Source organism: Janthinobacterium sp. LM6 (assembly GCF_002002885.1).
GTDB lineage: Bacteria > Pseudomonadota > Gammaproteobacteria > Burkholderiales > Burkholderiaceae_D > Janthinobacterium > Janthinobacterium kumbetense.
The window spans coordinates 6,044,865-6,070,482 of the sequence record NZ_CP019510.1; the positions used below are offsets into that span (position 1 = coordinate 6,044,865).

Consider the following 25,618-nt stretch of genomic DNA (forward strand, 5'->3'; position numbering starts at 1 on the left):
ACTATGAATCAAGATCTTAACCAGCGCGCGCTGCACCTGCTGCAGACCGTTTTCGGCTACCCGGCCTTCCGCGGCCAGCAAGCCGACATCGTCGACCACGTCAGCCATGGCGGCGACGCGCTGGTGCTGATGCCCACGGGCGGCGGCAAGTCGCTGTGCTACCAGATTCCCGCGCTGCTGCGCGACGGCGTCGGCGTCGTCGTGTCGCCATTGATCGCGCTGATGCAGGACCAGGTGGACGCGCTGGAGGAAGTCGGCGTGCGCGCCGCCTTCCTCAATTCCACGCAAACCTACGAAGAAGCGAGCCGCATCGAACGCCTGGTGCGCACGGGCGGCATCGACGTCGTCTACGTGGCGCCAGAACGCCTGATGACGCAGCGCTGCCTGGACCTGTTCCAGGCCTCGAAGATCTCCCTGTTCGCCATCGACGAGGCGCACTGCGTGGCCCAGTGGGGCCACGACTTCCGTCCCGAATACATCAAGCTGTCGGTGCTGCACGAGCAGTTCCCGGACGTGCCGCGCATCGCGCTCACGGCCACGGCCGACCCGCAGACGCGCGCCGAAATCGCGCTGCGTTTGCAGCTGGAAGACGCGCGCCAGTTCGTCTCGTCCTTCGACCGCCCGAACATCCGCTACCAGATCGTGGAAAAGGCGAATGGCCGCAAGCAGCTGCTCGACTTCATCAACACGGAACACACGGGCGACTGCGGCATCGTCTACTGCCTGTCGCGTAAAAAAGTCGAGGAAACGGCGGAATTCCTGAACCAGAGCGGCATCCGCGCCCTGCCCTATCATGCGGGCATGGAATACGCCAAGCGCAGCGCCAACCAGGCGCGCTTCCTGCGCGAAGAAAACATCGTCATGGTCGCCACCATCGCCTTCGGCATGGGCATCGACAAGCCCGACGTGCGTTTCGTCGCCCACCTGGATCTGCCGAAAAGCATCGAGGGCTATTACCAGGAAACGGGGCGCGCGGGCCGCGACGGCATGGCCGCCAACGCCTGGATGGCGTACGGCTTGCAGGATGTGGTGCTGCAGCGGCGCATGATCGACGAATCCGAAGCGGACGACACCTTCAAGCGCGTGCTGGGCGTCAAACTCGACGCCATGCTGGGCCTGTGCGAAACGCTCAGCTGCCGCCGCATGCGATTGCTCGAATACTTCGGCGAACCGGCTTCGCCGTGCGGCAATTGCGACACCTGCCTGGTGCCGCCCGTGTCGTTCGACGGCACGGTGCCCGTGCAAAAACTGCTGTCGGCCATCTACCGCGTCGACCAGCGCTTCGCCGGCGGCCACGTGATCGACGTGCTGCGCGGCGTGGAATCGGAACGCATCAAGACCTGGCACCACGATGCACTGTCCGTCTTCGGCATCGGCTCGGACCTGGGCGAAGCGGAGTGGAAATCGATTCTGCGCCAGGCCATCGCACTGGGCCTCGTCTCGGTCGACCATGAACAATACAGCTCGCTGAAACTGACGGATGCCTCGCGCCCCGTGCTCAAGGGCGGCCAGAAAGTGCAGCTGCGTCAGTACCAGAAACCGGTGAAAACCAGCAAGCGCAGCACCAGTGTGACGAAGGGCTATGTCGAGACGGATTTGTCGACCAGCGAACAGGCGATCTTCGACAAGCTGCGCTGGTGGCGCGTGGAGACGGCGCGCACGCACAACGTGCCGGCCTACGTCATTTTTGTCGACGCCACCCTGCGCGAAATCGCCAAGGCCAAACCCACCTCGCTCGAGCAGATGCGCGGCGTGAGCGGCGTGGGCGAGAAAAAACTGGCCTCGTACGGCGACGAAATCGTCGCCATGATCCTGGAGATGATTTGATGCAAGATTTGATGGAAGCACTCTCGTCCGACCTGATCTATCAGGCCGTGAAAATTCTCGGCGCCCAGCCCGACGCCGAAGACGCGGTGGAAGCGCAAGTACGGTTACTGGTGCAGGACGATCTCACCGTGCGCCGCCTGACCGACGTGGTGCCGGAAGCCTTCGGCCTGGTGCTGGCGTCGCACCTGCCCGGCGCCGAAAACATGACCCTGCCCCATACCTTCTGCGCCCAGGACGAGGACGGCGAATGGGTGGAGTTTCCCCTGCGCCGCGAGCCGATCTTTGTCGTCGCTGCGGACATCGCCCAGCATACCTTCCACAACGGCCCGCGCGCCCTGATAAAAAATCTCGCCGACCGCAGCTCCCTGCTGTCGGCCATCAACAAGGCCCTGAACGCGGGCGGCTCGCTCGATGGCACGACCCTGGGCCCGCCATCCTTCTTTGGCCTGCCCGCCGCCCTGTACCAGCCGGCGGCATCGCCCGATACGCCCTGACCACTTCACCTTGCCTCTGCCCTTGATAACGGAATGCTGCCGCGATGGAAACCAAATGGCTGGAAGACTTCATCTCGCTCGCTGAAACGCATAACTTCAGCCGTTCCGCAGCCCTGCGCCACGTCACTCAGCCAGCATTCTCGCGGCGCATCCAGTCGCTGGAAAACTGGCTCGGCATCGACCTGGTCGACCGCACCTCGTATCCCACGCGCCTGACGCCGGCCGGCGCCGTGTTTTACGAGCAGGCGCTGGAAATGCTGGGGCAGATCAACGGCGTGCGCGCCCTGTTGCGCGGCAAGCGGGCGGCCACGCAGACGAGCGTCGATTTCGCCGTGCCGCACACCTTGTCGCTGACCTTCATGCCGAAATGGCTGACGGCCCTGGAAGAAGGCTTTGCGCCGATCAACAGCCGTCTGATGGCCCTGAACGTGCACGACGCCGTGCTGCAGCTGGTCGATGGCGGCTGCGACCTGCTGCTGTGCTATCACCATCCGCGCCAGCCGGTGCAGCTGGACCCGGGCCGCTACGACATGCTGGTGATGGGCCGCGAAACCCTGCGCGCCTATGCGCGCTGCGGCCAGGACAAGGTGCCGGACTTCGTCCTGCCCGGCAGCGCCAAGGAGCCGCTGCCCTTCCTCTCCTACACCAGCAACGCCTACCTGGGACGCATGGTGGAACTGCTGGTGGCCGACGCCAAGGCGCCGCTGTTCCTGGAAACCTGCTACGAAACGGACATGGCCGAAGGATTGAAGATGATGGCGCTGGAAGGCCGCGGCATCGCCTTCCTGCCCGAATCGGCCGTCATGCGCGACGTCAAATACAAACACCTGGCGCGCGCCGACGGCGGCGCGCCAGGCTGGGAAATCGAGCTGGAAATCCGTTTGTACCGCGAACGGCCATCGAGCCTGCGTCCCGGCAAGCAGATCGTCGAAAGCCTGTGGCAATACCTGGTGCAGTCGCAGGATGGCAAGGCGCGCATGGGCAAGCGCCGCAAACGCGCCACCGAGGCCCCCCAGTCCTGACTGGCAATCCTGGCAACACAACTATGCAATAAATGCATAACCGGATGCGCACAAAGCATTGGCCGGGGCATGAGGCTATCGCCTACGATGCGGTTCCGCTGCGCGCAGCTGCATCTCGGCTGTGCCTCTAACGTATTCGTATTGTCCAGGAGCTTATCAAGCATGACCAGCAAGCACGCACTTCCTTCCTACCTGAATCCTGAAGACCTTGGCCCATGGGGCGTCTACCTCGAGCAGATCGACCGCGTTACGCCGTACCTGGGCAACCTGTCGCGCTGGGTGGAAACGCTGAAGCGTCCAAAGCGCATCCTGACGGTCGACGTGCCTATCGAGCGCGATGACGGCACCATTGCCCACTACGAAGGCTACCGCGTGCAGCACAACCTGTCGCGCGGCCCGGGCAAGGGCGGCGTGCGCTTCCACCAGGACGTGACCCTGTCGGAAGTAATGGCCCTGTCGGCCTGGATGACGGTCAAGAATGCCGCGGTCAACGTGCCATACGGCGGCGCCAAGGGCGGTATCCGTGTCGATCCGAAGACCCTGTCGCGCAACGAACTGCAACGCCTGACCCGCCGCTACACGAGCGAGATCAGCATGATCATCGGACCGAACAAGGATATCCCGGCGCCGGACGTCAACACGAATGAGCAAGTCATGGCGTGGATGATGGACAGCTACGCCATGATCGGCGGCAATATGTCGACCGGCGTGGTGACGGGCAAACCAATCTCGCTGGGCGGCAGCCTGGGCCGCCGCGATGCGACGGGCCGCGGCGTGTTCGTCGTCGGTTGCGATGCGGCCGCCAAGGTCGGCATGTCGCTCGAAGGCGCGAAAGTCATCGTGCAAGGTTTCGGCAACGTGGGCGGCGTCGCTGCACGCATGTTCGCTGAAGCCGGCTCGAAAGTCGTGGCGGTGCAAGACCACAAGACCACCGTCGTGCACGCCGGCGGCTTGAACATCCCGCAGTTGCTGGCACACGTGGCCGAAGTGGGCAGCGTCGAAGGCTTCCCGGGCGCCGAGGCATTCGTGCCACGCGAAGATTTCTGGGGCATCGATTGCGACATCCTGATCCCGGCCGCGCTGGAACAGCAGATCACGGCCGAACGCGCACAAGTCATCCGCGCCAAGATCATTCTGGAAGGCGCCAACGGACCGACCCTGCCGGCAGCGGACGACATCCTGACCGACCGCGGCGTCTTGATCGTGCCGGACGTGCTGGCCAACGCCGGCGGCGTGACCGTCAGCTACTTCGAGTGGGCGCAGAACTTCTCGAGCTTCTTCTGGACGGAAGAAGAGATCAACAGCCGCCTGACCCGCATCATGCGCGAAGCGTTCGACGCCGTATGGCAAGTGTCGCAAGAGAAGAAAGTGTCGATGCGTACCGCGACCTTCATCCTGGCATGTACGCGCGTCCTGCAAGCTCGCGAAGTGCGCGGCCTGTATCCATAATGGCTGCCTGAAAAAAGCCCATGGCGTTGTTGCTTCGCCTCGCCGTACTTGCGTACTGTCTTCGGCTTTGCGCCTAGCCCTGGGCATTTTTCAGGCGCCATTGGGTTGTTGGCGCTCTAAAGAAAAATCCCGCCATACTGTTATGTGAGCGGGATTTTTTTGTGCGTGCCGGCTTTGCTTCAGGCTGAATAGCCTTGCGGGTTCTGGTGCTGCCAGCGCCAGTGGTCGCGGCACATGTCGTTGATGTTTTTCTGTGCTTGCCAGCCAAGCAACTCCTTCGCCTTGTCGGCCGAAGCGTAGCAGCTGGCGATGTCGCCCGGGCGGCGCGGCACGATGTCGTACGGTACCTGGCGGCCGCTGGCGGCCTCGAAGGCACGCACGGTGTCGAGCACGCTGTAGCCATGGCCCGTGCCCAGGTTGACGGTAAAGCCGCCCTCGGTGGCAAACAGGCGGTTCAACGCGGCCACGTGGCCCAGCGCCAGGTCGACCACGTGGATGTAGTCGCGCACGCCCGTGCCGTCGGGCGTGGCGTAATCGTTGCCGAAGACGGCCAGGCGTTCGCGGCGGCCCACGGCCACCTGGGCGATGAACGGCATCAGGTTGTTCGGGATGCCGGCCGGATCTTCACCGATCAAGCCGCTGGCATGCGCACCTACCGGATTGAAGTAGCGCAACACGCCAACTTGCCACTGTGCATCGGCATGCACGAGATCGGCCAGGATCTGCTCGACCATCAGCTTCGAGCGGCCGTAGGGATTGGTCACGGACAGGCGCGACGTTTCCAGAATCGGCAAGGCCTCCGGGTCGCCATACACGGTGGCCGACGAGCTGAACACAAAACGCTTCACGTTCGCCGCCGCCAGCACTTCCAGCAAGGCCACGGTGCCCGTGACATTGTTGTCCATATACATCAGCGGCTGCGCCACGGATTCGCCCACAGCCTTCAAGCCCGCGAAATGGATCACGGCATCGATGGCATGCTCGCGCAAGACGGCGGCCATGGCCGCGCGGTCGCGCACGTCCGCTACATAGAAGGGCATGCTTTTGCCGGAAATGCGCTCCACGCGCGCCATCGCTTCGCGCGCGCTATTGCACAGATTATCCACCGCGACGACTTCAAAGCCGGCAGCCAGCAATTCGACACAGGTATGCGAACCGATGAAACCGGATGCGCCGGTCACGAGTATTTTCTTGGACATAATATCAATCAATGCAAAAAAGATAAGACTACCGTAATTCGCCCGCCCTGCCTAGCTAGCGCGCTAGCGTGCGCGTTAAAAAAGCCTGCGGCGTCGCCGCGGCAGGCTTGTTCTCGTGCAAACGGCACAGGTAGGCAAACCGCCAGGTTATTTCTTGATGAACACCAGATCCCACACGCCATGGCCCAGCTTCAAGCCACGGTTTTCAAACTTGGTCAGAGGACGATACGCCGGCTGCGGCGCATAGCCATCGGCGCTATTGTGCAACTGCGGCTCGGCGCCCAGCACTTCCAGCATTTGCACCGCGTAATCCTCCCAATCGGTGGCGCAATGCAGATAGCCGCCCGGCGCCAGGCGATCGGTCAATTGTTTGACGAACGGCGGCTGGATCAGGCGGCGCTTGTTATGGCGCGCCTTGTGCCATGGATCGGGGAAGAACACGTGGATACCGGCCAGCGAATTGGCGGGAATCATGTGCGTGAGCACTTCCACCGCATCGTGCTGCAGCAGGCGCAGATTCGTCAGCGACTCTTCACCGATCAGCTTCAGCAGGCTGCCGACACCGGGCGTATGCACTTCGACGCCGATGAAATCCTTCTCCGGCATGGCCTTGGCGATATGCGCGGTCGTCGCGCCCATACCGAAGCCGATTTCCAGGATGACGGGCGCCTTGCGGCCGAACACCTGCTCGAAATCCAACGACTCCTTGGCGAAAGGCAACAGAAACTGCGGCCCCAGAGTCTCGAGCGCGCGCGCCTGCGCCACGGAAAGCCGTCCCGCGCGGGTCACGAAACTGCGGATGCGGTGTTCGGTCGGATCGTACATCATCGGCCGCGCCGGGCCGTTTGCTGGGGTATCAGAAGACATGGGAATGGAGAAATAAGTGGCCGCGCCGCATCCAGCCAGGCGCCAGCGAAAAATGGAGCGGGTGAAGGGAATCGAACCCTCGTCGTAAGCTTGGGAAGCTTCTGCTCTACCATTGAGCTACACCCGCGAAGCCTGCATTTTACGCGGGATGGCGAGGACTTGGCAAACTTGTGCGGCGCTTTCGAATTCATCAGGAATTCTCACGACAATGAACAAAAAAACCAATACGGCCGCATCGCCATGCCAGCGTTTTTGTTGATAGAGAACAACATTGAGGGTGGCCAGGCACGGTGAATGGCCTGGTATACGGCTAAAATAAAACAAATTATTGTCGTCGCGAACGGTGTGACACTGACTACCAGGACAAATGTTGCTACAATCGCGTGACAGTTTAGCATTCCCGCTGTTCAACCTAAAAGGATATCCCATGAAGAAAATTCTGATCGCTTCGGCAATCCTGTGCTTCGCTTCCGCACAAGCCATGGCTCAAACGACGGCACCAGTTGGCGGAGCACCTGTTCCACCAGCAGCGGCACCAGCAGCTGGCGCTACCGGCGCTGCCGCCGGCGGCACTGTTGCCGGCCTGAGCACGAGCGCCCTGATCGCAATCGGCGCAGCAGTTGCCGTTGTGGCCGGTGCAGCAAGCTCGGATTCGACCACCGCGCACACGACCCCAACCCACCATTAATACCTGGCTGCCCAGGCAGCGACAGGTAGGTCCCCCCTGCAGCTTGACATCGAGCAAAAGGTGAAGGCCTGGTACCGCAATAGTTGACATACTAAAATATGTAAAATATGTTAAATATTGCAATAAAAGCCCTTTTCATTTGAAAACGGGCTTTTTTACTTTTTATCAAACATCAAAAAGATTGGCACCAGTCTTTCTGCTGTGGACGAATGATGTCATATCGTATGGCCATGCCTGCGATCCTCATCTATTCATTGAGAGATCCGCCTTCATGTCAGTAAAATATCCGGCGCCATCGCTTCAGTTACCATGAAGAACCAGCCTTTCTTCAAGCGCTTGGGATTTGCCCTGCAAGGCATAAGCGCTGCCCTCCGCCTGGAATCGAGCTTTCGCCTGCAATGCCTGGCTGCTCTGATGGTGATCATTGTACTTTGTTGGTTCCGACCTCCCTTGATATGGTGGGCCTTGCTATTGCTTAATTGCGGCATGGTTCTGGCCGCGGAATTGTTCAACACCGCGTTGGAGCACCTGATCGATCACCTCCATCCAACCCTACATCCGAACATCAAGATTACCAAGGACTGCGCAGCAGGAGCAGTGTTGCTCCTCAGCATGACGGCGGTATGCGTGTTTGTTGCTTTTTTGATTGAAAACGTTGCGTGCTAAGTAGGAATACCAGGGTAGCAAACTACAATACAGGACGCGCTAAATTACCTGCCTATCCGACTCCATAGAGTAGGAAGAAAATACAAAGATTCCTGTAATTTATTAAAGCATTGCCCCTATTGGCAATATGGATTTTTTCCAGTGCGTGCGCCGCCACATACGAGCGCGGCAAGCCGGACAAGTTTTAATGCATGTCGAATAACTAAATACTCAGCTCTACCCAATATTAAATTTAAGTTGAAGCATAAATGACTATTCCCCTCGTACCGGTAATTCTTTGTGGTGGTTCCGGCACACGTTTATGGCCGCTGTCGCGAGAGGCGTTCCCGAAGCAGTTTCTGCGCTTGTCCACTCAGGGCAGCATGCTGCAACAAACGCTGCAGCGCCTGGCGGGCATCGACACCGTGTCGCCAGCACTACTGGTATGCAACGAATCCTCGCGTTTTGTTGTCGCGGAGCAAGTGCGTGAGATCGGTCTGGCAAATAGCCGCATGCTGCTTGAACCCATGCGCCGCAATACGGCTCCAGCAATCGCCTCGGCAGCCTTGCATGCGATGGAGAATGGCGAGGATCCGCTCCTGCTGGTGCTGCCCTCGGACCACGTCATTCTGGATACCCCGGTCTTCCATCGCGCCATTGCGCTGGCGCGTACTGCTGCAGAGGCAGGTCAGTTGCTGACTTTCGGCATCACGCCAACGGGACCAGAGACAGGATACGGCTATATTCGCGCCGAGGGCACTGCAAGCGGGCAAGTCCAACGCATACTTGAATTCGTGGAAAAGCCGGCCCTGACGCTCGCGGAACAATATGTCGCCAGCGGCGACTACTTCTGGAACAGCGGTATGTTCCTGTTCCGCGCCAGCCGCTACCTGGAAGAGTTGGCGCGCTTCCAACCCGCTGTTCTGGCAGCTTGCCGCATTGCCATCAGCACCGCAAAAAGCGACCTCGACTTCATTCGCCTGGACAAGGATGCCTACGCCGCCAGTCCCGATATTGCCGTGGACTACGCCGTCATGGAGCGCACCAGCCATGCTTCGACCGTCGCCCTCGATGCGGGCTGGAATGATATCGGCTCCTGGAAAGCCGTACTCGACGTGGCGGACAAGGATGCCGGCCAGAATAGCACCCAGGGCGATGTACTGATCCAGGATTGCAACGATTGCCTGGTACACAGCACCAGCCGTCTGGTCACCGCCATTGGCATGCGCAATACCGTCATCGTGGAAACCGCCGATGCCGTGCTGGTCATGGATGCGGATCAGGCACAAAAAACAAAAACCATGGTCGCGCAATTGGTCGACAGGAAACGCCCCGAGGCCACCATGCACCGTGAAGTCTTCCGTCCGTGGGGTTCCTATGATTCCATCGGCAATGGCGAGCGCTTCCAGGTCAAGCGGATCACTGTCAAGCCTGGTGCCAAGCTGTCATTGCAAATGCATCACCACCGCGCCGAGCATTGGATCGTGGTCTCCGGCACGGCCCAGATTACGAATGGCGACAAGGAATATTTACTGACCGAAAACCAGTCTACCTATATTCCCCTCGGCGTCGTCCACTCCCTGGCCAACCCAGGCAAGCTACCGCTGGAATTGATTGAGATTCAATCGGGTAGCTACCTTGGGGAAGACGACATTGTCCGCTTTGAAGACCGCTACGGCCGCGCTTGACCGAGCAGATACGCAAGACCACGCAGTCGTCATCGCAAGAATTCACACTGAAGTTTATAAGGTTTAGCAAGTCATCATGAAACCAATCGAAGGCATCTTTGTACAAGAAGTAAAATGGTATTGCAGCAGCAGGGTAGAAAAATATTTCCTCACCTTTGCCGATGCGTTAGCCATGTTCACGGCATTCTGGCTCGCCGGCACATGGACCCTCGATGGCGGCGATTTGAACAACTGGGGCTTGGATAGCTCACGCCTGCTCAGTTACAGCCTGCTATCCGTGGTCACTGTGGCGATCTTCAAGCTGAAAGGCCATCATGCCAAACGCCGCCCGTACTCGAATGAAATCAAGGAACTTCTGAAGATCGCCATGGTCATGGGCCTGATCGACGCGGCCCTGGTCTTCCTCGACAAGCGCGACTCTTCGCGCGAGGCACTGTTGGCCACCTGGCTGCTGGTGCCATGCTGTGTCCTGCTGCTGCGCGGCATGGTCAAATACCTGCTGATGAAAGCTGGCGGCTGGATACGCCCTATGGTCATCATCGGATGGGGTGACAATGCCTTGCAGACAGCGCGGGCCTTCGATGAGGAAGCATTGATGGGCTATCGCCTGATTGCCTTCCTGATCCCCGAAGGCCAAGGCCGCCTGGAACAACACTACGTGAACCGCAGCAAACAGGCGGTACCGTGCATTCCGCTTGGCGTCAATCCTGAAGAAACGCTCAAGCTGCTGGGTGATCCGCATGCAGTTGTCGCTCTGGAGCAAGGCGGCATCGATACCTATCAGGGCATGATCCAGCAAGTCAGCCGTTGCGTTGCCAATATGCAAGTGGTACCTGCCGTACGCGGCCTGCCCCTGTATGGCATGGAGGTCAACCATTTCTTTACACATGAGGTGCTGCTGCTAACCATGCGCAACAACCTGGCACGGCCAGGTTTACAAATGATCAAGCGCTGCTTTGATCTGATGGCTTCAATCTGCGTGCTGATCGTCGGCGCCCCCATCCTGCTGTGGATCGCCGCCAAGGTCATGGCCTCTGGCCGCCCCATCTTCTACGGCCACAAACGCGTGGGTCAAAATGGCAAGCATTTTCTCTGCTACAAATTCCGTACCATGGCCGTAAATGCAGACGTCTTGCTGAAAGAATTGCTGGAACGCGACCCTGAAGCCCGTGCCGAGTGGGACCGTGATTTCAAACTGAAGAACGACCCTCGCATCACCTCGATCGGCCACTTCCTGCGCCGGACCAGTCTTGATGAATTGCCGCAGCTATGGAACGTGCTGAAAGGCGAAATGAGCCTGGTCGGGCCGCGCCCGGTTGTTGATGCGGAACTGGAGCGTTATGGCCCCCAAGTAGACTATTACCTGGAAGCGAAACCCGGCGTCACGGGTCTATGGCAAGTCAGCGGCAGGAACGACGTCAGCTATGATACGCGCGTTTATCTGGATGCATGGTATGTCAAGAACTGGTCTTTATTCAATGACATTGTTATTCTACTGAAAACGGTTAAAGTCATTTTCAAGAAAGATGGCGCGTATTAAGTACATGATCAAATAAAATTTCAAATAATTTCATTTCGGAAATAGAAGAGTGAAGCATCGTGAAGATGTTCAAGTAAAAAAGGATAACAACATGATTTTAGTGACTGGCGGTGCCGGCTTCATCGGCTCCAACTTTGTACGCGACTGGCTGGCGCTCAACGAGGAGCCCGTGATCAATTTTGACAAACTGACCTATGCTGGCAATCTCAGCAATCTGGCCAGCCTGGAGCAAGACCCGCGGCATATCTTTGTGCGTGGCGATATTTGCGATACCGCTCACATCTCGCGCCTGCTGGCAGAACACCAGCCACGCGCCATCGTGCATTTTGCCGCAGAGAGCCATGTCGATCGCTCGATCCATAGCCCCGGCGAATTCATTTCGACCAACGTCAACGGTACCTTCAGCCTGCTGGAAGCGGCACGCGCCTATTGGAGCGGCTTGACGGGCGAAGCCAAGGACGGCTTCCGCTTCCTGCACGTCTCGACCGACGAAGTGTATGGCACCCTGGGACCGAATGATCCGCCATTCACGGAAACGACGCCGTATGCGCCAAACAGCCCCTACTCGGCATCGAAAGCGGCGTCCGATCATCTGGTGCGCGCATATTTCCATACGTATGGCATGCCCGTGCTGACGACCAACTGCTCGAACAACTATGGTTCCTTCCATTTCCCGGAAAAACTGATTCCGCTCATCATCAGCAATGCCCGTGCCGGCAAAGCCTTGCCTATCTATGGCGATGGCATGCAAGTGCGCGACTGGCTGTACGTGGGCGACCATTGCTCGGCGATCCGCCGCGTCCTGGAAGCGGGACGCCTGGGTGAGGTGTACAACGTGGGCGGCTGGAATGAAATGGCCAATCTGGAAGTCGTGCATACCTTGTGCGACATCCTCGATACGCTGGACCCGAAAGCGTCCGGCAGCTATCGCGAACAAATCACCTATGTACAGGATCGCCCTGGCCACGACCGCCGCTATGCCATCGACGCACGCAAGATCGAGCGCGAACTGGGCTGGAAGCCAGCCGAAACCTTCGCCACCGGCATCCGCAAGACCGTTCAATGGTACCTGGACAACCAGGCCTGGGTACGCGATGTCCAGTCGGGTGACTACCTCAAGTGGGTAGAAAAAAACTACGCGGCACGTGACACGGCCAAGGAGCAGCAATAATGGCAACATCCATCGAACGCAAGGGCATCATCCTGGCTGGCGGTTCCGGCACGCGCCTGTACCCTGTGACCATGGCCGTATCGAAGCAACTGCTGCCCGTATATGACAAGCCGATGATCTACTATCCGCTGACCACCCTGATGCTGGCCGGCATACGCGATATCCTGATCATCTCCACACCACAAGATACGCCGCGCTTCCAGGAGTTGCTGGGCGATGGCAGCCAGTGGGGTATCAGCCTGACCTATGCCGTGCAGCCCAGCCCGGATGGCCTGGCACAGGCGTTCATCATCGGCAAAGAGTTTGTCGGCGATGCACCATCGGCGCTGATTCTGGGTGACAACATCTATTACGGTCACGACTTTGAATCGCAGTTGCGCGAGGCCTCGGCGCGCACCAGCGGCTCGACCGTGTTTGCCTATCATGTCACAGATCCGGAACGCTATGGCGTCGTCGACTTCGATGCACAACGCCGGGCCATCAGCATTGAAGAAAAGCCGCTCAAGCCAAAATCGAACTACGCCGTCACCGGCCTGTATTTCTACGACAGCCAGGTGTGCGATATCGCCGCCGGCATCGCCCCGTCACCACGTGGCGAGTTGGAAATCACGGATGTCAACCGTACTTATCTGGAGCGCGGGCAGTTGAACGTAGAACTGATGGGCCGCGGCATGGCCTGGCTCGACACAGGCACGCATGAATCCCTGCTCGAAGCGGGCCAGTTCATCGCCACCATCGAGAACCGTCAGGGCTTGAAAGTTGCCTGCCCTGAAGAAATCGCCTACCGCCGTGGCTACATCGATGCAGCCAAGCTCGAAGCATTGGCACAACCCTTGAAAAAGAACGCTTACGGTCAATACCTGCTGCGCCTGCTCGAAGAAAAAATATACTAAAGCCTGAACGGCTCATTTCACACCATGCAAATTCAAACCACCGCCATACCGGACGTCCTGATCCTTGAACCCACCGTGTTCGGCGATGACCGGGGCTTTTTCTACGAAAGCTTCAACCAGAAGCGCTTTGCCGAACTGACCGGCGTCACGCGCGATTTCGTACAGGACAATCATTCCAAGTCGGCCAAAGGCGTGTTGCGGGGCCTGCACTACCAAATCCAGCAACCGCAAGGCAAGCTGGTGCGTGTGACCGCTGGCGAAGTCTTCGACGTCGCCGTCGACCTGCGCAAAAGCTCCCCGACGTTTGGCCACTGGGTAGGTGTGACCTTATCAGCGGCCAATAAACGCCAGTTGTGGATACCGGAAGGCTTTGCCCACGGTTTCGTGGTCACCAGCGACAGCGCCGAGTTCCTGTACAAGACGACCGACTACTGGGCACCGGAGTTCGAACGCAGCCTCCTGTGGAACGATCCAGCCATCGGTATCGACTGGCCGCTCGATGGCGAACCACTGCTGTCTGGCAAAGATAAAGTCGGTACCTTGCTGGCCAATGCCGACGTTTTTGCCTGACCGTTACCGACCAATCTGACACACTGGAACAAAACTATTTCATGAGCCGTATTTTAATCACAGGAAAAACCGGCCAGGTCGGTTACGAACTAGAACGCAGCCTGCAGGGCCTGGGCGAGATCATCGCGGTGGACCGCAGCCAGATGGACCTGGCTGACCTGGACCAGGTGCGCGACGTCATCCGCCGCGTCAAACCGACGCTGATCGTCAACCCGGCAGCCTATACGGCGGTCGACAAGGCTGAAAGTGAACCGGAACTGGCGCTGCGAATCAATGGCGAAGCGCCGGGTGTCATGGCGGAAGAAGCAAAGAAACTGGGCGCTGCGATGATCCATTACAGCACCGATTACGTCTTTGACGGGTCGAAAGATGGTGCCTACGTCGAAACCGATCCGACCTGCCCCGTGAATGTGTATGGCAGCAGCAAGCTGGCCGGCGAAAAGGCGATCCAGGCGACCGGCATCCCGCATCTGATCCTGCGCACCAGCTGGGTTTACAGTACGCACGGTAAGAACTTTCTGCTGACCATGCTCCGTCTGGCCCAGGAACGTGACGAACTGAGTATCGTTTCCGATCAGTTCGGCGCACCGACATGGAGCCGTACCATTGCTGACACCACCGCACATATTGTCGCGCAAAGCCTGGCCACGGCTGACCGACAAGGATGGTGGGAAGAACGTTCGGGCCTGTACCATTTGACGGCCCAAGGAAAGACAAGCTGGTTTGGCTTTACCGAGGCGATCATGGCACATACGTCGGTTCAGAAAAAACCCCGCGTGAAACCGATTCTGGCGCGCGACTATCCGGTACCGGCAAAGCGACCGAACAATTCAGTACTATCGTCGCAGCGTCTTATCAATACCTTCTGTGGTTTGCCGCAGTGGCAAGATGCGCTGAAACTGTGCCAGGATTGAGCTCGAGCCAACTCCGTTTTGCATACTCAGTCCAAGGTCCGCGCGGCCCACGGAGGTAGCTCAAGCAGCGACAACATCTCGGAGCCACCTGCTCGGGATGTGTCTTCGCATGCGCTGACAGCAATCTTTTCACGTTGAGCAATACTAACGCACACGACGGCGTAGTCCATGACTCAAATAAGTTTGCGCCAAAACGCGCATCGGCAGCAACGATCTGGCGATACATGGGCGTAATCGCCAGGTCAGCCAATACAGAGGATCGCGAAGTTGCTATCTGCCGCCGTATTGGCCCATTCATTTTTTATCATCTCCCTCTCGTGATTTTTCCGTCTCAAAAATCAACAATTAACTTCATTTTCCATGATAAAAAAATCCCTAAGCAATGAACAATCGTTGAGACTACAACTATTACGTTTCCCTTTGATTGTTGGCGTCGTTTTCATTCATGTGTATGGAGCCACATTGATGTTTTCCGGGATCGCCACTGGAGCAAGTGAGAAGAACCATATTAGCGATTTCATTCAATCTCTTATTTCACAGGAAATTGCACGTTGCGCCGTCCCCCTGTTTTTTCTCATCTCTGGCTATTTATTCTTTCATGACACACAATGGTCAACCGGGAACTACGTCAAGAAAATCATCTCCCGCGCTCGCACACTATTGCTTCCGTTTCTTTTCTGGAACATTTTAACGTTACTGATTTTTTTTCTCGCACAGTCAGTTCCCGCAACACTGTCATACTTCTCCGGCAATAAAACATTAATCGCCAATTATGCTTTCTTCGACTACCTCGATGCAATCTTCGGGCTTACCAGATATCCTATTTCCTATCAATTTTGGTTCATCCGAGATTTGATGATATTGGCTCTATTGACACCATTGATACATTTCTCCCTCAAATGGCTGCCAAAAACTGTGCTTGGAGCACTATTTGTTCTGTGGTTTTTGAATATTGGAGAAAACAGTTCTGAATCAGCATTTTTTTTCGTACTTGGCTGTTATTTCGGCATCTATTCACAAAGCATCTTCTTGCTTGACCAGCCAATCTCAAAATTTCTAACGCCGACGCTAATAATTTATACTCTTCTGATCATCGCCAATGCATTATTCCCGGAAGTACCAAGTTATCAATACATGCACAAGACTGGCATTATTCTCGGGATACCGATCATCTTGTATCTGACGCGACCGGCGTTGGCCCTTCCCCGTCTGAAAAAAATGCTTATTGCTCTTGGATCCACCAGTTTCTTTTTATATGCCATGCATGAACCAACACTCACTGTATTCAAAAAAATATCGTATAAATTAATCCAGCCAGAACATAACTCATCAATTATTTTTATCTATTTTTTCTCGGCAATCATCACCATCATCACATCCATAGCCCTACATAAAATACTAATAAAAACATTCCCGAAATTTACCGCAACAATTACTGGCGGCAGGTAATTAATCATCATTCAAAAATAAACGACACAAACGGCACCGCAACAATTTAGTTCTTAACTCGTCTATATTCATTGCAACAGCCCCTCACTCTTTTAATCTTACGTTTACTATATTGAATTCTCATGGAACGCGGAAATACAAAACTGAAATTTTTTGACAAATATCTTGGGCCTCTCCTATTACTCGCTCTGACCCCCTTGCGTTTATTTCGCACCAGGCAAGTACCAAAGTTAATCAATTCGGTTGCATTGCTGAAAACCGCAGCCATTGGCGATACCGTGTTGCTATCCGCAGCCATCACCGATCTACGTGTCGCCAATCCAGATATGAAAATTGTTCTATTCACCGGCGCCTCAAATTTTGAGTTTGCCAAGCTACTATCGGGCGCCGACCAGATTGTCAAGCTACCGCTGACCAATCCTTTCGCCTGCGTCAAAATCATACGCTCCCATCAAATCGACATTTTTATTGACTTCGACTCGTGGCCACGTATCAGTGCTCTACTCGCAGCACTGTCGCGTGCAAAAATACGGATTGGCTTCAACACATCGCAGCAATATCGCCACTTCATGCAAGACATCCCGGTACCTCACCGAAATGACCAGCATGAACTGGAGAACTATCGCGACCTGCTTAGAGTGATTGGCCTGAATGCTGCAAATTTGCCGCAGCAATTACAGCACTCTTGGAAAGAAGGTGGAAACACCATCGTCTTCCATATGTGGCCAAGTGGCACCCAGAGTCATCTGAAAGAATGGCCGGCCGAAAAATGGCACACTCTTGCGAACGAATTGCTGTTACTGGGCAATTACTCGTTCGTATTGACTGGGGGACGAGAAGACATTTCCGGCTGCGATGCTTTTCTCGCAACCCTGCCAGCGTCACTGCGCACGCGATTTATCAGTCACGCGGGGGCATCTTTCAGCAACACACTATCGTTGTTACAGCAAGCTGCGCTGTTGGTCAGCGTCAATACAGGCATCATGCATGTGGGGGCGGCAATGGGAGTGCCAACTGTTGGCCTGCACGGCCCGACGGACCCGAGACGTTGGGGACCTGTCGGACCACGTACTCGCTCAGTCGTCAGCAAAAGCAAAGGTGCAGGGACCTTGAATCTGGGCTTTGAATACACTCTTGAAACCGATTACATGAGCGGCATCGACGACAGTGACGTCATAAATGCCAGCCGTGAACTGCTTTACTGGACAGCAAGCAACTGATCAGGTCAACCATGTACATGCCAGGGATGTGAAGTGAAACACAGGCAATAACACTTCACTTCCTGCCTTGAACACATAGGTCAGGCTTGCTGCGTAGGAACACGCTGCAGCCTGCCCCTAGAATGCAAGGAAGGTGCTTCAATAGCGGAGAATTACCAGACTCACTTCAATTTTGAACGTTCGATGTTAAGTTGCACTGAAAATTGACCCACTTCCCCAACGAATTTGCAACGGAACCTGACCCACGTTAGTAGCACAATTCCACCTGTCTTATCGGCAGGAGATCGGAGTGATCAACGTGGCTCTACTCGGTATCATTCGACGCTGGCACCTTTGTGACCGGATCCCAATACGAGAAATCGCCAGGTGACTGAATATCTCACGCAATACCGTCCGATGCTATCTGCGATCGGAAATCACTGAGCCCTCCTATGCGGAGCGGCGATCAGTTAGCGGATTAGGCAAATATTCGGTGCAGCTATCTGGGTGGCTCAAGGCCGAGACGATTAAGCCGCGTAAGCGGCGGCGCAATTTGAAGCAGATCCATGAGGACCTGAAAGAGCTGGGCTATGCAGGGTCATACAACCGCGTGGCAGCATTTGCCAGGCAGTGGAAGGCGAGGTAAACAGAGTGGGGCAATTCTGCGAGCAAACGAACACGTCTCTACGTCAGGAAGTACAGCACAATATCGCCTGAAAATTTCACTTTCATCAAATGCTTGTGCGGCATAAAATGAACTTTCGAAATCAAGCCTGATGGGTTGTTGATTTCTAGAAACCACACGTAGTTTTGTAATCGTCGGATTCGAATTGGATCGGACAAAATCTATATTGACACCATGCCCGATCAACAGCTTTGGCAACAACTCAGCAGGTTCGTCATTACCGACAACGCCTAGCAAGGTCACCTGACCGCCCAAGCTCACCACATTCACTGCGACATTGGCTGCACCGCCCGGACGCAGGTCGTCCTTGGCAATATTAACCACTGGCACTGGCGCCTTTGGTGATATGCGGTCCGTACTGCCAAACCAGTAACGATCCAGTATTAAATCCCCCATTACCAGCACCCGCGCACCACTCAATTGCAAACCAGCATTCCCATCATTCGACATAGATTCCCGAACAATCAGGATAAACCCAGCTTTTCCTCAATAAGTTCAATAATGATATGTAACATTTTAATATGCAGTTCTTGAACACGATCTGCAAACTGGCCAGCCTTTGTGCAAATACTGACGTCTGCCATGACGTCAAGAGCGCTACCAGCACGTCCTGTCAGGCCAACCACGATCATGCCCTTGTCCTGGGCGGCTTTGACTGCGTTCAAAATGCTCGGGCTGGTACCGCTGGTACTGATTGCCAACACGACGTCTCCTTTACGACCATGGCCTTCGATAAAACGCGAGAACACGTAGTCATAGCCATAATCATTCGCCACGCAAGTAATGTGGGCTGGATCACTGATGGACATGGCCGCCAGCGCCTTGCGGTTTTTCCTGTAGCGGCCGGATAGTTCTTCAGCAAAGTGAATTGCATCGCACATCGATCCACCGTTACCGCAGGAAAGCACCTTACCGTCATTACGCAACGATTCAACGATCAGATTCGCCGCCCGGTCTACATTTGCAAGCACCACTTCATTGTTGAGCAAGTCACTGAGAGCTGACTGTGCTTCCAGCAAGGAATTTCTGATCAGGGCAATACTCATTAAACACCTTCAAATAAAGAAATTTCAAATAAGCCATTAACTTGCTCTAATTATTGACATGCAATCATTAACAGCCAAAGTTTTTCATACGCTAGCCAAGGCTGCCTGTACCTTGCGGATTGTTTCGTCCCAAGAAAATTTTCTAGCTTGGAGCAAGCCCTTGGTGCACAGGGATTCACGCATGTCGGTATCATTACACAAGGTATAAATACCTTTGGCGATAGACTCGACCGAATCCGGATCTACCAGCAATGCGGCCTCGCCCGCTACCTCCGGCAATGAAGTGGTATTCGACGTCAATACCGGAATACCGCATGACATGGCCTCAATCACGGGTAAACCAAATCCTTCATAGAGAGACGGGAAAACAAGTCCTAACGCTCCGCGATAAAGTGCAGGCAATTCGCTTTCCTCAACTCGCCCGGCAAATACCAGTCGTTCAGAAATTCCCAGCGTCTTCGCCTGAAGCAGTAACTCCTCAGTCGGCTTCCCCGTAAATACCAGACGAATTGCTGGATCAATATTGGACAATGCAAATGCCTGTAATATGCGTGGCTCATTCTTATGCGGTTTTCGATTACTTACACTCAACATATAAGAAAAACCAGGACTATACGGTGCAACATTAACGTTGTATGATGGATCGACTCCATTGCCGACATTAATTACCCGGGAAGGGTTAATACCTGACCAATCGATAATTCGCTGCCGGGAAAAATCAGAAACGGTTAATACTGCCGAAGCATTATGGCAAGCGCGACGCATAACTACAGTGTAATACAATGTCTTCAGCCAACTGCTATTTTCTGTGCGATCAATATGATTTAGGTCATGAATCGTGAACACAAAGCGGCGCGAAAAAAACAACGGTGCGTTATAACCTGGACTGAATAAACCGCTCCCTTTTGGAATACGCTTCAATGTTGCCAACCACAAATGCAACGCGTCAAACGGTGCTGAGGGCGCACCCTCCACATCCAGATGGGGAAATTTCAGCGCATTGTCCAATACGCGAGCAACCCGGCCAATGCCATGATCCCCAATCCAGCGGGCGTCATAGAAAAATTTCAAAATACTATACCTTCAAAGAATTTTGGTTATCAGGAATTATTACAGATAAGTTTTGGCGTTTGAATACTGCATAAACGGCTGCCATTACTGAGATATGTATCCATAAATATTGACGTAAAATGTTTTGATTAAATTGCAATATCAAAAACTCAAACAGCAGTGCCAGACCCAGACCTGTCAAAATCTGTGCCTGCTCAGGCGGCAATTTTTTGGCTAGGCGCAGGGGTTCGACAACGATCATAAAGATATAAATCATGAAGGGAATGAATCCAAAAAATCCGCTGGCAGCTAAAACTTCTGCAAATACTGCATTACCCTCGTATAACTTGACAGTTTCAAAATCGAGACTGGTCACTCCGTGTAACTTGGCAATTCCAGGAGCAATCCCTCCCAAACTTGTACCAATAATCGGATTATTAAAAAACAGCGTTAAAGTATCACGCAATCCATTCTCACGATCATTGACCGAGTGAGAAGATCCGCCAAATAACCCAACACCTTGAAACAAAAAAGCAATATTATCGATGCCAATCACATATACGATAGCTGATACCAGGAGAATCAATAGGGCGCTCATAAATAATACGATTTTCGCCAGTTTTCGATCCACTTTTCCGCATGCGAGTTTCACGAAGAAACGTACAGGGTGCTGTAAATACCAAAGAATTATCATCAATAGTCCCATTCGCGAAGAACTTAGAACTATTGAAAGGGTGATTATTAAGAAGCAAAATTTCAAAACTTTTCTGGAAAATAGTGTGTTCTTAACTTCCATAAAATACGCGCAAACAACCCAGCCCATTAACAAATAAGTGGCATAGAAAGATGGTTCATATGAAAATCCATTGATCCTGGCCAAAACACCAGGAATCCACCATTGTTGAACCAGTAAAAAACTACCAAGGCCAATCAATGGAGAAATAAACTGCAGCACTCCATATAATGCAATGGCAACAAAAGAATAAATATACCATCTCATCAGCAGCCTCACCTTTTCCTTACTGGAAAAAATCTGAACGCATACAAAAATTGTGGCAATATTAATAATTAGCCAGGCAAAATATCCAATACTCCGCTCAGGGAAACTGCCATTGGGAATAAACAATAAAATAAATACCGCCCATAAGCACAGCCACTTCAGCCCCAATGGCACAGTAAATTTCTTCTCAAGCATACTCGCCATCACTACAAAAATAGGAAACAGCAAAAATATTTGTGAAATTCTGAAATTTAGACCAAGATTTATAATTAAAAAAATATCGAATGAGGATGTAAAAGCGGCTGCAATAAACAGCCCCTGCATCAACCCCAGTTGATTATTTTTCTCAAGCAAAAAATAATTTTTCATCTATTTTGCCAAATGCTAATACAACTAAAAATAAATCTGAAAGAAATGCTGTTGACAACGTCGCCGACCATCATGAGATACATCACAGTCATTTTTGCATGACAATGCCCCCAGTAAACTCTTCAGTAATGGCATATTGCAATACAGCATATCTTTAAATGGCACTGCTTCTACCACGCAGTGGAACATATTACATCTTGAAGCCATCAATAATACCCGAGATTAACTTCTTACGTAAATCCAACCTGTATAGTTTAAATTTCAAAAATCTTGTCAAAATAAAAAATGTCAAAGCAACTAACGCTACGAATGCAGGGTAATTTTTCTTTATAAAATATATACGATTTCTCGATCCGAAATAAATCGAAAAAGGTGTCATATCCCCTCCGGTACTGCTACTTACTTTGTGCCATACCTGGCCTTCGGGCCAATAATAAACATGAATATTATTCTGGTTGCAACGCAGTACAAAATCGGTATCATCGTAGTATACGAAATACCGCTCATCCATGATTCCTACCTTTTCAAATACCGATGCGTGGATCAACATGAAACATGTTGGAGCATAAGCTGTATATTCGGCCATATCATATTGCCCAATATCAGCATCACCTTCGCCTCGATGAATCGTGCTGCCGCGCCACTTCTTAATCTCTCCACCCGCACACCAGATCAATCCAGAGTCGTGAAAGTAGATTTTGGGAACAACTATTTTCTCATCACGTTTTTTCGCCAATGCAAGCATGCGACTCAATAAATCGGCATCTTTGAACTCAATATCGTTGTTAAGAAGCAAGACATATTCACACTGCATTTTCAGCGAAAGTTCGATACCTTGATTATTCGCTTTTGCTACACCAACATTCCGATCATTTTTTATCAATGTAACATTCTGCATACCAGTCTTTTTTATCAACTCTTGCGACTTTAAAAAAGATAGATCATCTAAACTATTATCAATGATGAATAGCCAATAATCCAAGAATTTTTGACGTGTTAAACTTTCAAAAAAACCAGGCAAGACATCAGCACTGTTGAATAAAACAGTTACCAAACCAACTTGAGGGGTCATTTATACAATCCCCGTTTTTTCATCTCTTCGATGCTTGACTCGTAGTTATCCGTCTGTACTTCCTGTTCGTTTACCCAAGCTGTGAAACAAGCAATGCCTTCGCTAAATGGAACTTTAGGTTGAAATCCAAGTAAACGTTTCGCTTTAGCTATATCAGCATAATTGTGACGAATATCACCGAGACGATATGCACCGGTCACCTCAATGGGTACTTCCTTGCCAAACAGACCAACCAATGTATTGGCAACAGTGAGCACATCCGTCGCAACGCCAGCTCCGATACCAAATACTTCACCATTCGCCGCGTCATTCGTCAATGCGAGGGTCGTTGCAGCAACGACATCGTCAATGAATACAAAATCACGGCTCTCCTTGCCATCTTCAAAAATACTCAGGCCATTTCCATTTTTAATCCGGGTTGAAAAAATCGACAAAATACCGGTATAAGGATTACTCAGGGACTGGCCAGGGCCATAGACATTCTGATAGCGCAAAGCTGTGGCGCCAATTCCGATTGAAGCGCAGACCGTCATTACCATCTGTTCCTGATTTTGTTTGGTAATACCATAAACTGACGATGGATGAATTTTTGAGTCTTCATCGGTAGCAAGCAGCATCAACGGTTCTCCCGTCTTTGGACATAAAGGTTCGAATCGACCTGCTTGCATATCTTCATCCTTGCGTGCACCGGGATAGATAATGCCCAATGCTGAAGAATGATACTTCCCTTCGCCATAAATCGAGCGCGACGACGCTATCACAATCTTTTTGATTTGATATGAACCATTTGCCAATAAATCAAGCATCAAACCCGTACCACCAATATTAACGTCTACATAACGGTGTATTTCATACATGGATTGCCCAGTACCAGTTTCCGCAGCAAGATGCACAATCGCATCTTGACCAGGTAAAACAGATTCCCAAGCGGCGCGGTCTGTAACAGACCCAAGTACAAAATTTGTTTTGTCTTTGATACTGCAGTACAGCATTGATGTTACGGCTGGATTCGGGCCATGAATTTGTGGGGATAAATTATCCAGAATCGTAACTACATGTCCTGCTTTTATTAATTTCAAAGCAAGATTTGATCCGATAAAACCTGCACCACCTGTTATCAATATATTCATTGCATCTTTACCCACTCGTTTAACTCAAAATTATATTTTTTTATAATCCGCATCGGATTCCCACCAGCTATGCAGTAACTTGGTACGTCAGAATTAACTACCGTATGAGCACCAATGATAGAATTTTTTCCGATCCTGGTATTTGGTAAAATTATCGAACCATACCCAATAAAGACACCATCGCCGATTTCAACATAATTACCTTCACATTGAACTCTGTCTCCAACCTTTATTGGATTATAAATATCATTATAAGGATGAATTACATCAACAATAGCAACATGCCCCGTTATCGAAACATTATTCCCTATCGATATTCTCGAACCGCAAACAATGTGTACATTTTGCTCTATATTTACATTATCGCCAATTAACAATTCTGGTTCCCATGCATTACTCTCTCCAATAACTTCAAGTCGAGCCCCCGAACGTATCATCGTATTATTCCCGATTTCTATACATTGAGGATTCCCGATGTAAAGTGGCTTAAATAATAAAGATCGTTTGCCAATTTTCTTAAAAACAAAATTATAATAAATTTTTGTTTTTAAAATAGCCAACATCAGAAAGCATCTATTAATTTTTTCATGGAATGGCAAATTAAGAAATTTAACAATTTTCAAAATCATCATTTATCATCCAATAGAATTTAATAATTTATCCGTAAAAATTTCATTTTTAAACTAAGATAAAAAGGTAATGCCCTTCCGAAATAGCGACATAAAAATAATTTTATTTTGAAAGCCGGCTCTTCAATAAATAATTTTGTCAAGCCATGATTCTTTTTAAGCAAATATTTTTTGCACAGGATGTATTGATCCAAACCAATAGCTGCAGATTTCAACAAGCATGATTGGACTCCATTTTTTGCATTCACATTCTCAAGAAATTTACTAATCTGACTTGCATTTAATTTATCTTTTGCAAAATCATGCACATTAAAAATAAAATCAAGATTTCCCAATCTTAACGATGGCGAAGATGAAATTGTATTAACTAAATTACTTGAATGAAACCGATAGACAGAATTGTTTCCCTTGATAATACCAACATTTCCAAGCAATGCACATTTTAGGTACAATTCAGAGTCGCAGGATAAATTATCCGGATTGGAGAATGCATTCAACTCCATCGCTAATCTTCGGTTGAATGCCATATTGCATAAAGTTGCATCTTGGGGTTTCACTGTACCACGCGACATAAAAATATCTATACCTGAAACAACATCGGGAAATGGCAAGGAAAGAAATGTACTTTCTTTCTTTGTTTCATCAAAAATAGTACCTTCACCGTACACAAGTACAATGTTTTCATTTTTCTCTATGCAGCTTAATACACTTCTCAAGTAATCATCATTAACAAAATAATCATCATCCGATAAAATAATAAACCACTCCGCGCTAGAGCGATTAAACACTGCCTCTTTCCAATTGTTTACCATCCCAATATTTGTTGTATTTTTAAAATATTTAACACGTGGATTCACTAAATACTTTTCGACCACCTCAAATGTATTATCTATTGAGCAATTATCAGAAATTATTATTTCGAAATCGGCATTCTTTTGGGAGATTACACTGCCTATTGTTTGATCAAGATATTTAGCACGATTATAAGTAGGGATAACCACACTAATTTTTGGCAAATGCAT

The 25,618-nt window shown here is 52.0% G+C and carries 24 protein-coding genes and 1 tRNA gene; 14 read left to right on the forward strand and 11 right to left on the reverse strand.

The features are described 5' to 3' along the window. Nucleotides 1-3: 3 nt before the first annotated feature. The 4 genes from recQ (at nucleotide 4) to BZG29_RS26600 (ending at nucleotide 4,792) form a co-directional block, all read left to right on the forward strand. Entirely contained in the window at nucleotides 4-1,827 is a 1,824-nt protein-coding gene (gene recQ / locus BZG29_RS26585; protein ID WP_077408733.1) for a DNA helicase RecQ, read from the forward strand. Further along, the gene (locus BZG29_RS26590; RefSeq protein WP_077408734.1) at nucleotides 1,827-2,321 is read left to right on the forward strand and encodes a hypothetical protein; all 495 of its coding nucleotides are present in this window, start codon (nucleotides 1,827-1,829) and stop codon (nucleotides 2,319-2,321) included. The genes recQ and BZG29_RS26590 overlap by 1 nt, the downstream gene beginning before the upstream one ends. 44 nt (nucleotides 2,322-2,365) lie before the next feature. After that, nucleotides 2,366-3,343, forward strand: a complete 978-nt coding sequence (locus BZG29_RS26595; RefSeq protein ID WP_077408735.1) for a LysR family transcriptional regulator — start codon at nucleotides 2,366-2,368, stop codon at nucleotides 3,341-3,343. Nucleotides 3,344-3,505: 162 nt separating this feature from the next. Further along, entirely contained in the window at nucleotides 3,506-4,792 is a 1,287-nt protein-coding gene (locus tag BZG29_RS26600) for a Glu/Leu/Phe/Val dehydrogenase (protein WP_034785857.1), read from the forward strand. A 179-nt stretch (nucleotides 4,793-4,971) separates the two neighbouring features. Here the strand turns inward: BZG29_RS26600 and galE are convergent, their stop codons facing one another. The 3 genes from galE to BZG29_RS26615 form a co-directional block, all read right to left on the reverse strand. Continuing rightward, complete coding sequence (galE, locus tag BZG29_RS26605) at nucleotides 4,972-5,991, reverse strand: UDP-glucose 4-epimerase GalE (RefSeq protein ID WP_077408736.1); 1,020 nt, start codon at nucleotides 5,989-5,991, stop codon at nucleotides 4,972-4,974. A 147-nt stretch (nucleotides 5,992-6,138) separates the two neighbouring features. Beyond that, nucleotides 6,139-6,819 (reverse strand): tRNA (guanosine(46)-N7)-methyltransferase TrmB, encoded by a 681-nt coding sequence (gene trmB / locus BZG29_RS26610; RefSeq protein WP_077408737.1) that lies wholly within the window; start codon nucleotides 6,817-6,819, stop codon nucleotides 6,139-6,141. A gap of 92 nt (nucleotides 6,820-6,911) precedes the next feature. Next, a tRNA-Gly gene (locus BZG29_RS26615) sits at nucleotides 6,912-6,985 on the reverse strand. Between the two features lie 300 nt (nucleotides 6,986-7,285). Between BZG29_RS26615 and BZG29_RS28015 the strand changes: the two genes are divergently transcribed. From BZG29_RS28015 to BZG29_RS26660, 10 genes are all read left to right on the forward strand, one after another. Next, nucleotides 7,286-7,546, forward strand: coding sequence for a hypothetical protein (locus BZG29_RS28015; RefSeq protein ID WP_150131066.1), 261 nt, complete (start codon nucleotides 7,286-7,288; stop codon nucleotides 7,544-7,546). A gap of 309 nt (nucleotides 7,547-7,855) precedes the next feature. Continuing rightward, a complete protein-coding gene (locus tag BZG29_RS26620) occupies nucleotides 7,856-8,212 on the forward strand; it encodes a diacylglycerol kinase (protein WP_077408738.1) in 357 nt (118 codons plus the stop codon). 248 nt (nucleotides 8,213-8,460) lie between these two features. After that, nucleotides 8,461-9,879 carry a mannose-1-phosphate guanylyltransferase/mannose-6-phosphate isomerase gene (locus BZG29_RS26625; protein ID WP_077408739.1) on the forward strand — a complete coding sequence of 473 codons (1,419 nt, stop codon included), beginning with the start codon at nucleotides 8,461-8,463 and terminating at the stop codon, nucleotides 9,877-9,879. Between the two features lie 172 nt (nucleotides 9,880-10,051). Continuing rightward, nucleotides 10,052-11,419, forward strand: a complete 1,368-nt coding sequence (gene wbaP, locus BZG29_RS28625; protein ID WP_366928739.1) for an undecaprenyl-phosphate galactose phosphotransferase WbaP — start codon at nucleotides 10,052-10,054, stop codon at nucleotides 11,417-11,419. A 91-nt stretch (nucleotides 11,420-11,510) separates the two neighbouring features. Then, nucleotides 11,511-12,590: a dTDP-glucose 4,6-dehydratase gene (gene rfbB, locus BZG29_RS26635; RefSeq protein WP_077408741.1), complete on the forward strand. Its 1,080-nt coding sequence runs from the start codon at nucleotides 11,511-11,513 to the stop codon at nucleotides 12,588-12,590. After that, on the forward strand, nucleotides 12,590-13,483 hold the full coding sequence (gene rfbA, locus BZG29_RS26640) for a glucose-1-phosphate thymidylyltransferase RfbA (RefSeq protein ID WP_077408742.1): 894 nt from the start codon (nucleotides 12,590-12,592) through the stop codon (nucleotides 13,481-13,483). Before rfbB ends, rfbA begins: the two co-directional genes overlap by 1 nt. 24 nt (nucleotides 13,484-13,507) lie before the next feature. Beyond that, nucleotides 13,508-14,053, forward strand: a complete 546-nt coding sequence (rfbC, locus tag BZG29_RS26645; RefSeq protein WP_077408743.1) for a dTDP-4-dehydrorhamnose 3,5-epimerase — start codon at nucleotides 13,508-13,510, stop codon at nucleotides 14,051-14,053. A 41-nt stretch (nucleotides 14,054-14,094) separates the two neighbouring features. Next, the gene (gene rfbD / locus BZG29_RS26650) at nucleotides 14,095-14,967 is read left to right on the forward strand and encodes a dTDP-4-dehydrorhamnose reductase (RefSeq protein WP_077408744.1); all 873 of its coding nucleotides are present in this window, start codon (nucleotides 14,095-14,097) and stop codon (nucleotides 14,965-14,967) included. Between the two features lie 360 nt (nucleotides 14,968-15,327). Further along, nucleotides 15,328-16,416 carry an acyltransferase gene (locus BZG29_RS26655; protein WP_077408745.1) on the forward strand — a complete coding sequence of 363 codons (1,089 nt, stop codon included), beginning with the start codon at nucleotides 15,328-15,330 and terminating at the stop codon, nucleotides 16,414-16,416. A gap of 122 nt (nucleotides 16,417-16,538) precedes the next feature. After that, nucleotides 16,539-17,636: a glycosyltransferase family 9 protein gene (locus BZG29_RS26660; protein ID WP_077408746.1), complete on the forward strand. Its 1,098-nt coding sequence runs from the start codon at nucleotides 16,539-16,541 to the stop codon at nucleotides 17,634-17,636. Nucleotides 17,637-18,213: 577 nt separating this feature from the next. On the opposite strand, the gene BZG29_RS26665 is transcribed toward BZG29_RS26660, so the two are convergent. The 8 genes from BZG29_RS26665 to BZG29_RS26700 all read right to left on the reverse strand — a co-directional run bounded on the left by BZG29_RS26665 (nucleotide 18,214) and on the right by BZG29_RS26700 (nucleotide 25,618). Next, complete coding sequence (locus BZG29_RS26665; RefSeq protein ID WP_077408747.1) at nucleotides 18,214-18,750, reverse strand: PfkB family carbohydrate kinase; 537 nt, start codon at nucleotides 18,748-18,750, stop codon at nucleotides 18,214-18,216. Nucleotides 18,751-18,764: 14 nt separating this feature from the next. Beyond that, complete coding sequence (locus BZG29_RS26670) at nucleotides 18,765-19,346, reverse strand: SIS domain-containing protein (RefSeq protein WP_077408748.1); 582 nt, start codon at nucleotides 19,344-19,346, stop codon at nucleotides 18,765-18,767. A gap of 84 nt (nucleotides 19,347-19,430) precedes the next feature. Next, the gene (locus BZG29_RS26675; RefSeq protein WP_216350335.1) at nucleotides 19,431-20,417 is read right to left on the reverse strand and encodes a glycosyltransferase family 1 protein; all 987 of its coding nucleotides are present in this window, start codon (nucleotides 20,415-20,417) and stop codon (nucleotides 19,431-19,433) included. A gap of 4 nt (nucleotides 20,418-20,421) precedes the next feature. After that, nucleotides 20,422-21,765: a hypothetical protein gene (locus BZG29_RS26680; RefSeq protein WP_077408750.1), complete on the reverse strand. Its 1,344-nt coding sequence runs from the start codon at nucleotides 21,763-21,765 to the stop codon at nucleotides 20,422-20,424. A gap of 190 nt (nucleotides 21,766-21,955) precedes the next feature. Further along, the gene (locus BZG29_RS26685; protein WP_077408751.1) at nucleotides 21,956-22,837 is read right to left on the reverse strand and encodes a glycosyltransferase family 2 protein; all 882 of its coding nucleotides are present in this window, start codon (nucleotides 22,835-22,837) and stop codon (nucleotides 21,956-21,958) included. Further along, nucleotides 22,834-23,967 carry an NAD-dependent epimerase/dehydratase family protein gene (locus tag BZG29_RS26690; RefSeq protein ID WP_077408752.1) on the reverse strand — a complete coding sequence of 378 codons (1,134 nt, stop codon included), beginning with the start codon at nucleotides 23,965-23,967 and terminating at the stop codon, nucleotides 22,834-22,836. The genes BZG29_RS26685 and BZG29_RS26690 overlap by 4 nt, the downstream gene beginning before the upstream one ends. After that, a complete protein-coding gene (locus BZG29_RS26695; RefSeq protein WP_253192714.1) occupies nucleotides 23,964-24,599 on the reverse strand; it encodes an acyltransferase in 636 nt (211 codons plus the stop codon). The genes BZG29_RS26690 and BZG29_RS26695 overlap by 4 nt, the downstream gene beginning before the upstream one ends. A 17-nt stretch (nucleotides 24,600-24,616) precedes the next feature. Next, the gene (locus tag BZG29_RS26700) at nucleotides 24,617-25,618 is read right to left on the reverse strand and encodes a glycosyltransferase (protein WP_077408754.1); all 1,002 of its coding nucleotides are present in this window, start codon (nucleotides 25,616-25,618) and stop codon (nucleotides 24,617-24,619) included.

Coding starts and splice junctions, on each gene's coding strand:
- recQ (WP_077408733.1), top strand. CDS start 4: ATGAATCAAGATCTTAACCAGCGCGCGCTGCACCTGCTGCAGACCGTT.
- BZG29_RS26590 (WP_077408734.1), top strand. CDS start 1,827: ATGCAAGATTTGATGGAAGCACTCTCGTCCGACCTGATCTATCAGGCC.
- BZG29_RS26595 (WP_077408735.1), top strand. CDS start 2,366: ATGGAAACCAAATGGCTGGAAGACTTCATCTCGCTCGCTGAAACGCAT.
- BZG29_RS26600 (WP_034785857.1), top strand. CDS start 3,506: ATGACCAGCAAGCACGCACTTCCTTCCTACCTGAATCCTGAAGACCTT.
- galE (WP_077408736.1), bottom strand. CDS start 5,991: ATGTCCAAGAAAATACTCGTGACCGGCGCATCCGGTTTCATCGGTTCG.
- trmB (WP_077408737.1), bottom strand. CDS start 6,819: ATGATGTACGATCCGACCGAACACCGCATCCGCAGTTTCGTGACCCGC.
- BZG29_RS28015 (WP_150131066.1), top strand. CDS start 7,286: ATGAAGAAAATTCTGATCGCTTCGGCAATCCTGTGCTTCGCTTCCGCA.
- BZG29_RS26620 (WP_077408738.1), top strand. CDS start 7,856: ATGAAGAACCAGCCTTTCTTCAAGCGCTTGGGATTTGCCCTGCAAGGC.
- BZG29_RS26625 (WP_077408739.1), top strand. CDS start 8,461: ATGACTATTCCCCTCGTACCGGTAATTCTTTGTGGTGGTTCCGGCACA.
- wbaP (WP_366928739.1), top strand. CDS start 10,052: ATGTTCACGGCATTCTGGCTCGCCGGCACATGGACCCTCGATGGCGGC.
- rfbB (WP_077408741.1), top strand. CDS start 11,511: ATGATTTTAGTGACTGGCGGTGCCGGCTTCATCGGCTCCAACTTTGTA.
- rfbA (WP_077408742.1), top strand. CDS start 12,590: ATGGCAACATCCATCGAACGCAAGGGCATCATCCTGGCTGGCGGTTCC.
- rfbC (WP_077408743.1), top strand. CDS start 13,508: ATGCAAATTCAAACCACCGCCATACCGGACGTCCTGATCCTTGAACCC.
- rfbD (WP_077408744.1), top strand. CDS start 14,095: ATGAGCCGTATTTTAATCACAGGAAAAACCGGCCAGGTCGGTTACGAA.
- BZG29_RS26655 (WP_077408745.1), top strand. CDS start 15,328: ATGATAAAAAAATCCCTAAGCAATGAACAATCGTTGAGACTACAACTA.
- BZG29_RS26660 (WP_077408746.1), top strand. CDS start 16,539: ATGGAACGCGGAAATACAAAACTGAAATTTTTTGACAAATATCTTGGG.
- BZG29_RS26665 (WP_077408747.1), bottom strand. CDS start 18,750: ATGTCGAATGATGGGAATGCTGGTTTGCAATTGAGTGGTGCGCGGGTG.
- BZG29_RS26670 (WP_077408748.1), bottom strand. CDS start 19,346: ATGAGTATTGCCCTGATCAGAAATTCCTTGCTGGAAGCACAGTCAGCT.
- BZG29_RS26680 (WP_077408750.1), bottom strand. CDS start 21,765: ATGAAAAATTATTTTTTGCTTGAGAAAAATAATCAACTGGGGTTGATG.
- BZG29_RS26685 (WP_077408751.1), bottom strand. CDS start 22,837: ATGACCCCTCAAGTTGGTTTGGTAACTGTTTTATTCAACAGTGCTGAT.
- BZG29_RS26690 (WP_077408752.1), bottom strand. CDS start 23,967: ATGAATATATTGATAACAGGTGGTGCAGGTTTTATCGGATCAAATCTT.
- BZG29_RS26695 (WP_253192714.1), bottom strand. CDS start 24,599: ATGATGATTTTGAAAATTGTTAAATTTCTTAATTTGCCATTCCATGAA.
- BZG29_RS26700 (WP_077408754.1), bottom strand. CDS start 25,618: ATGCATTTGCCAAAAATTAGTGTGGTTATCCCTACTTATAATCGTGCT.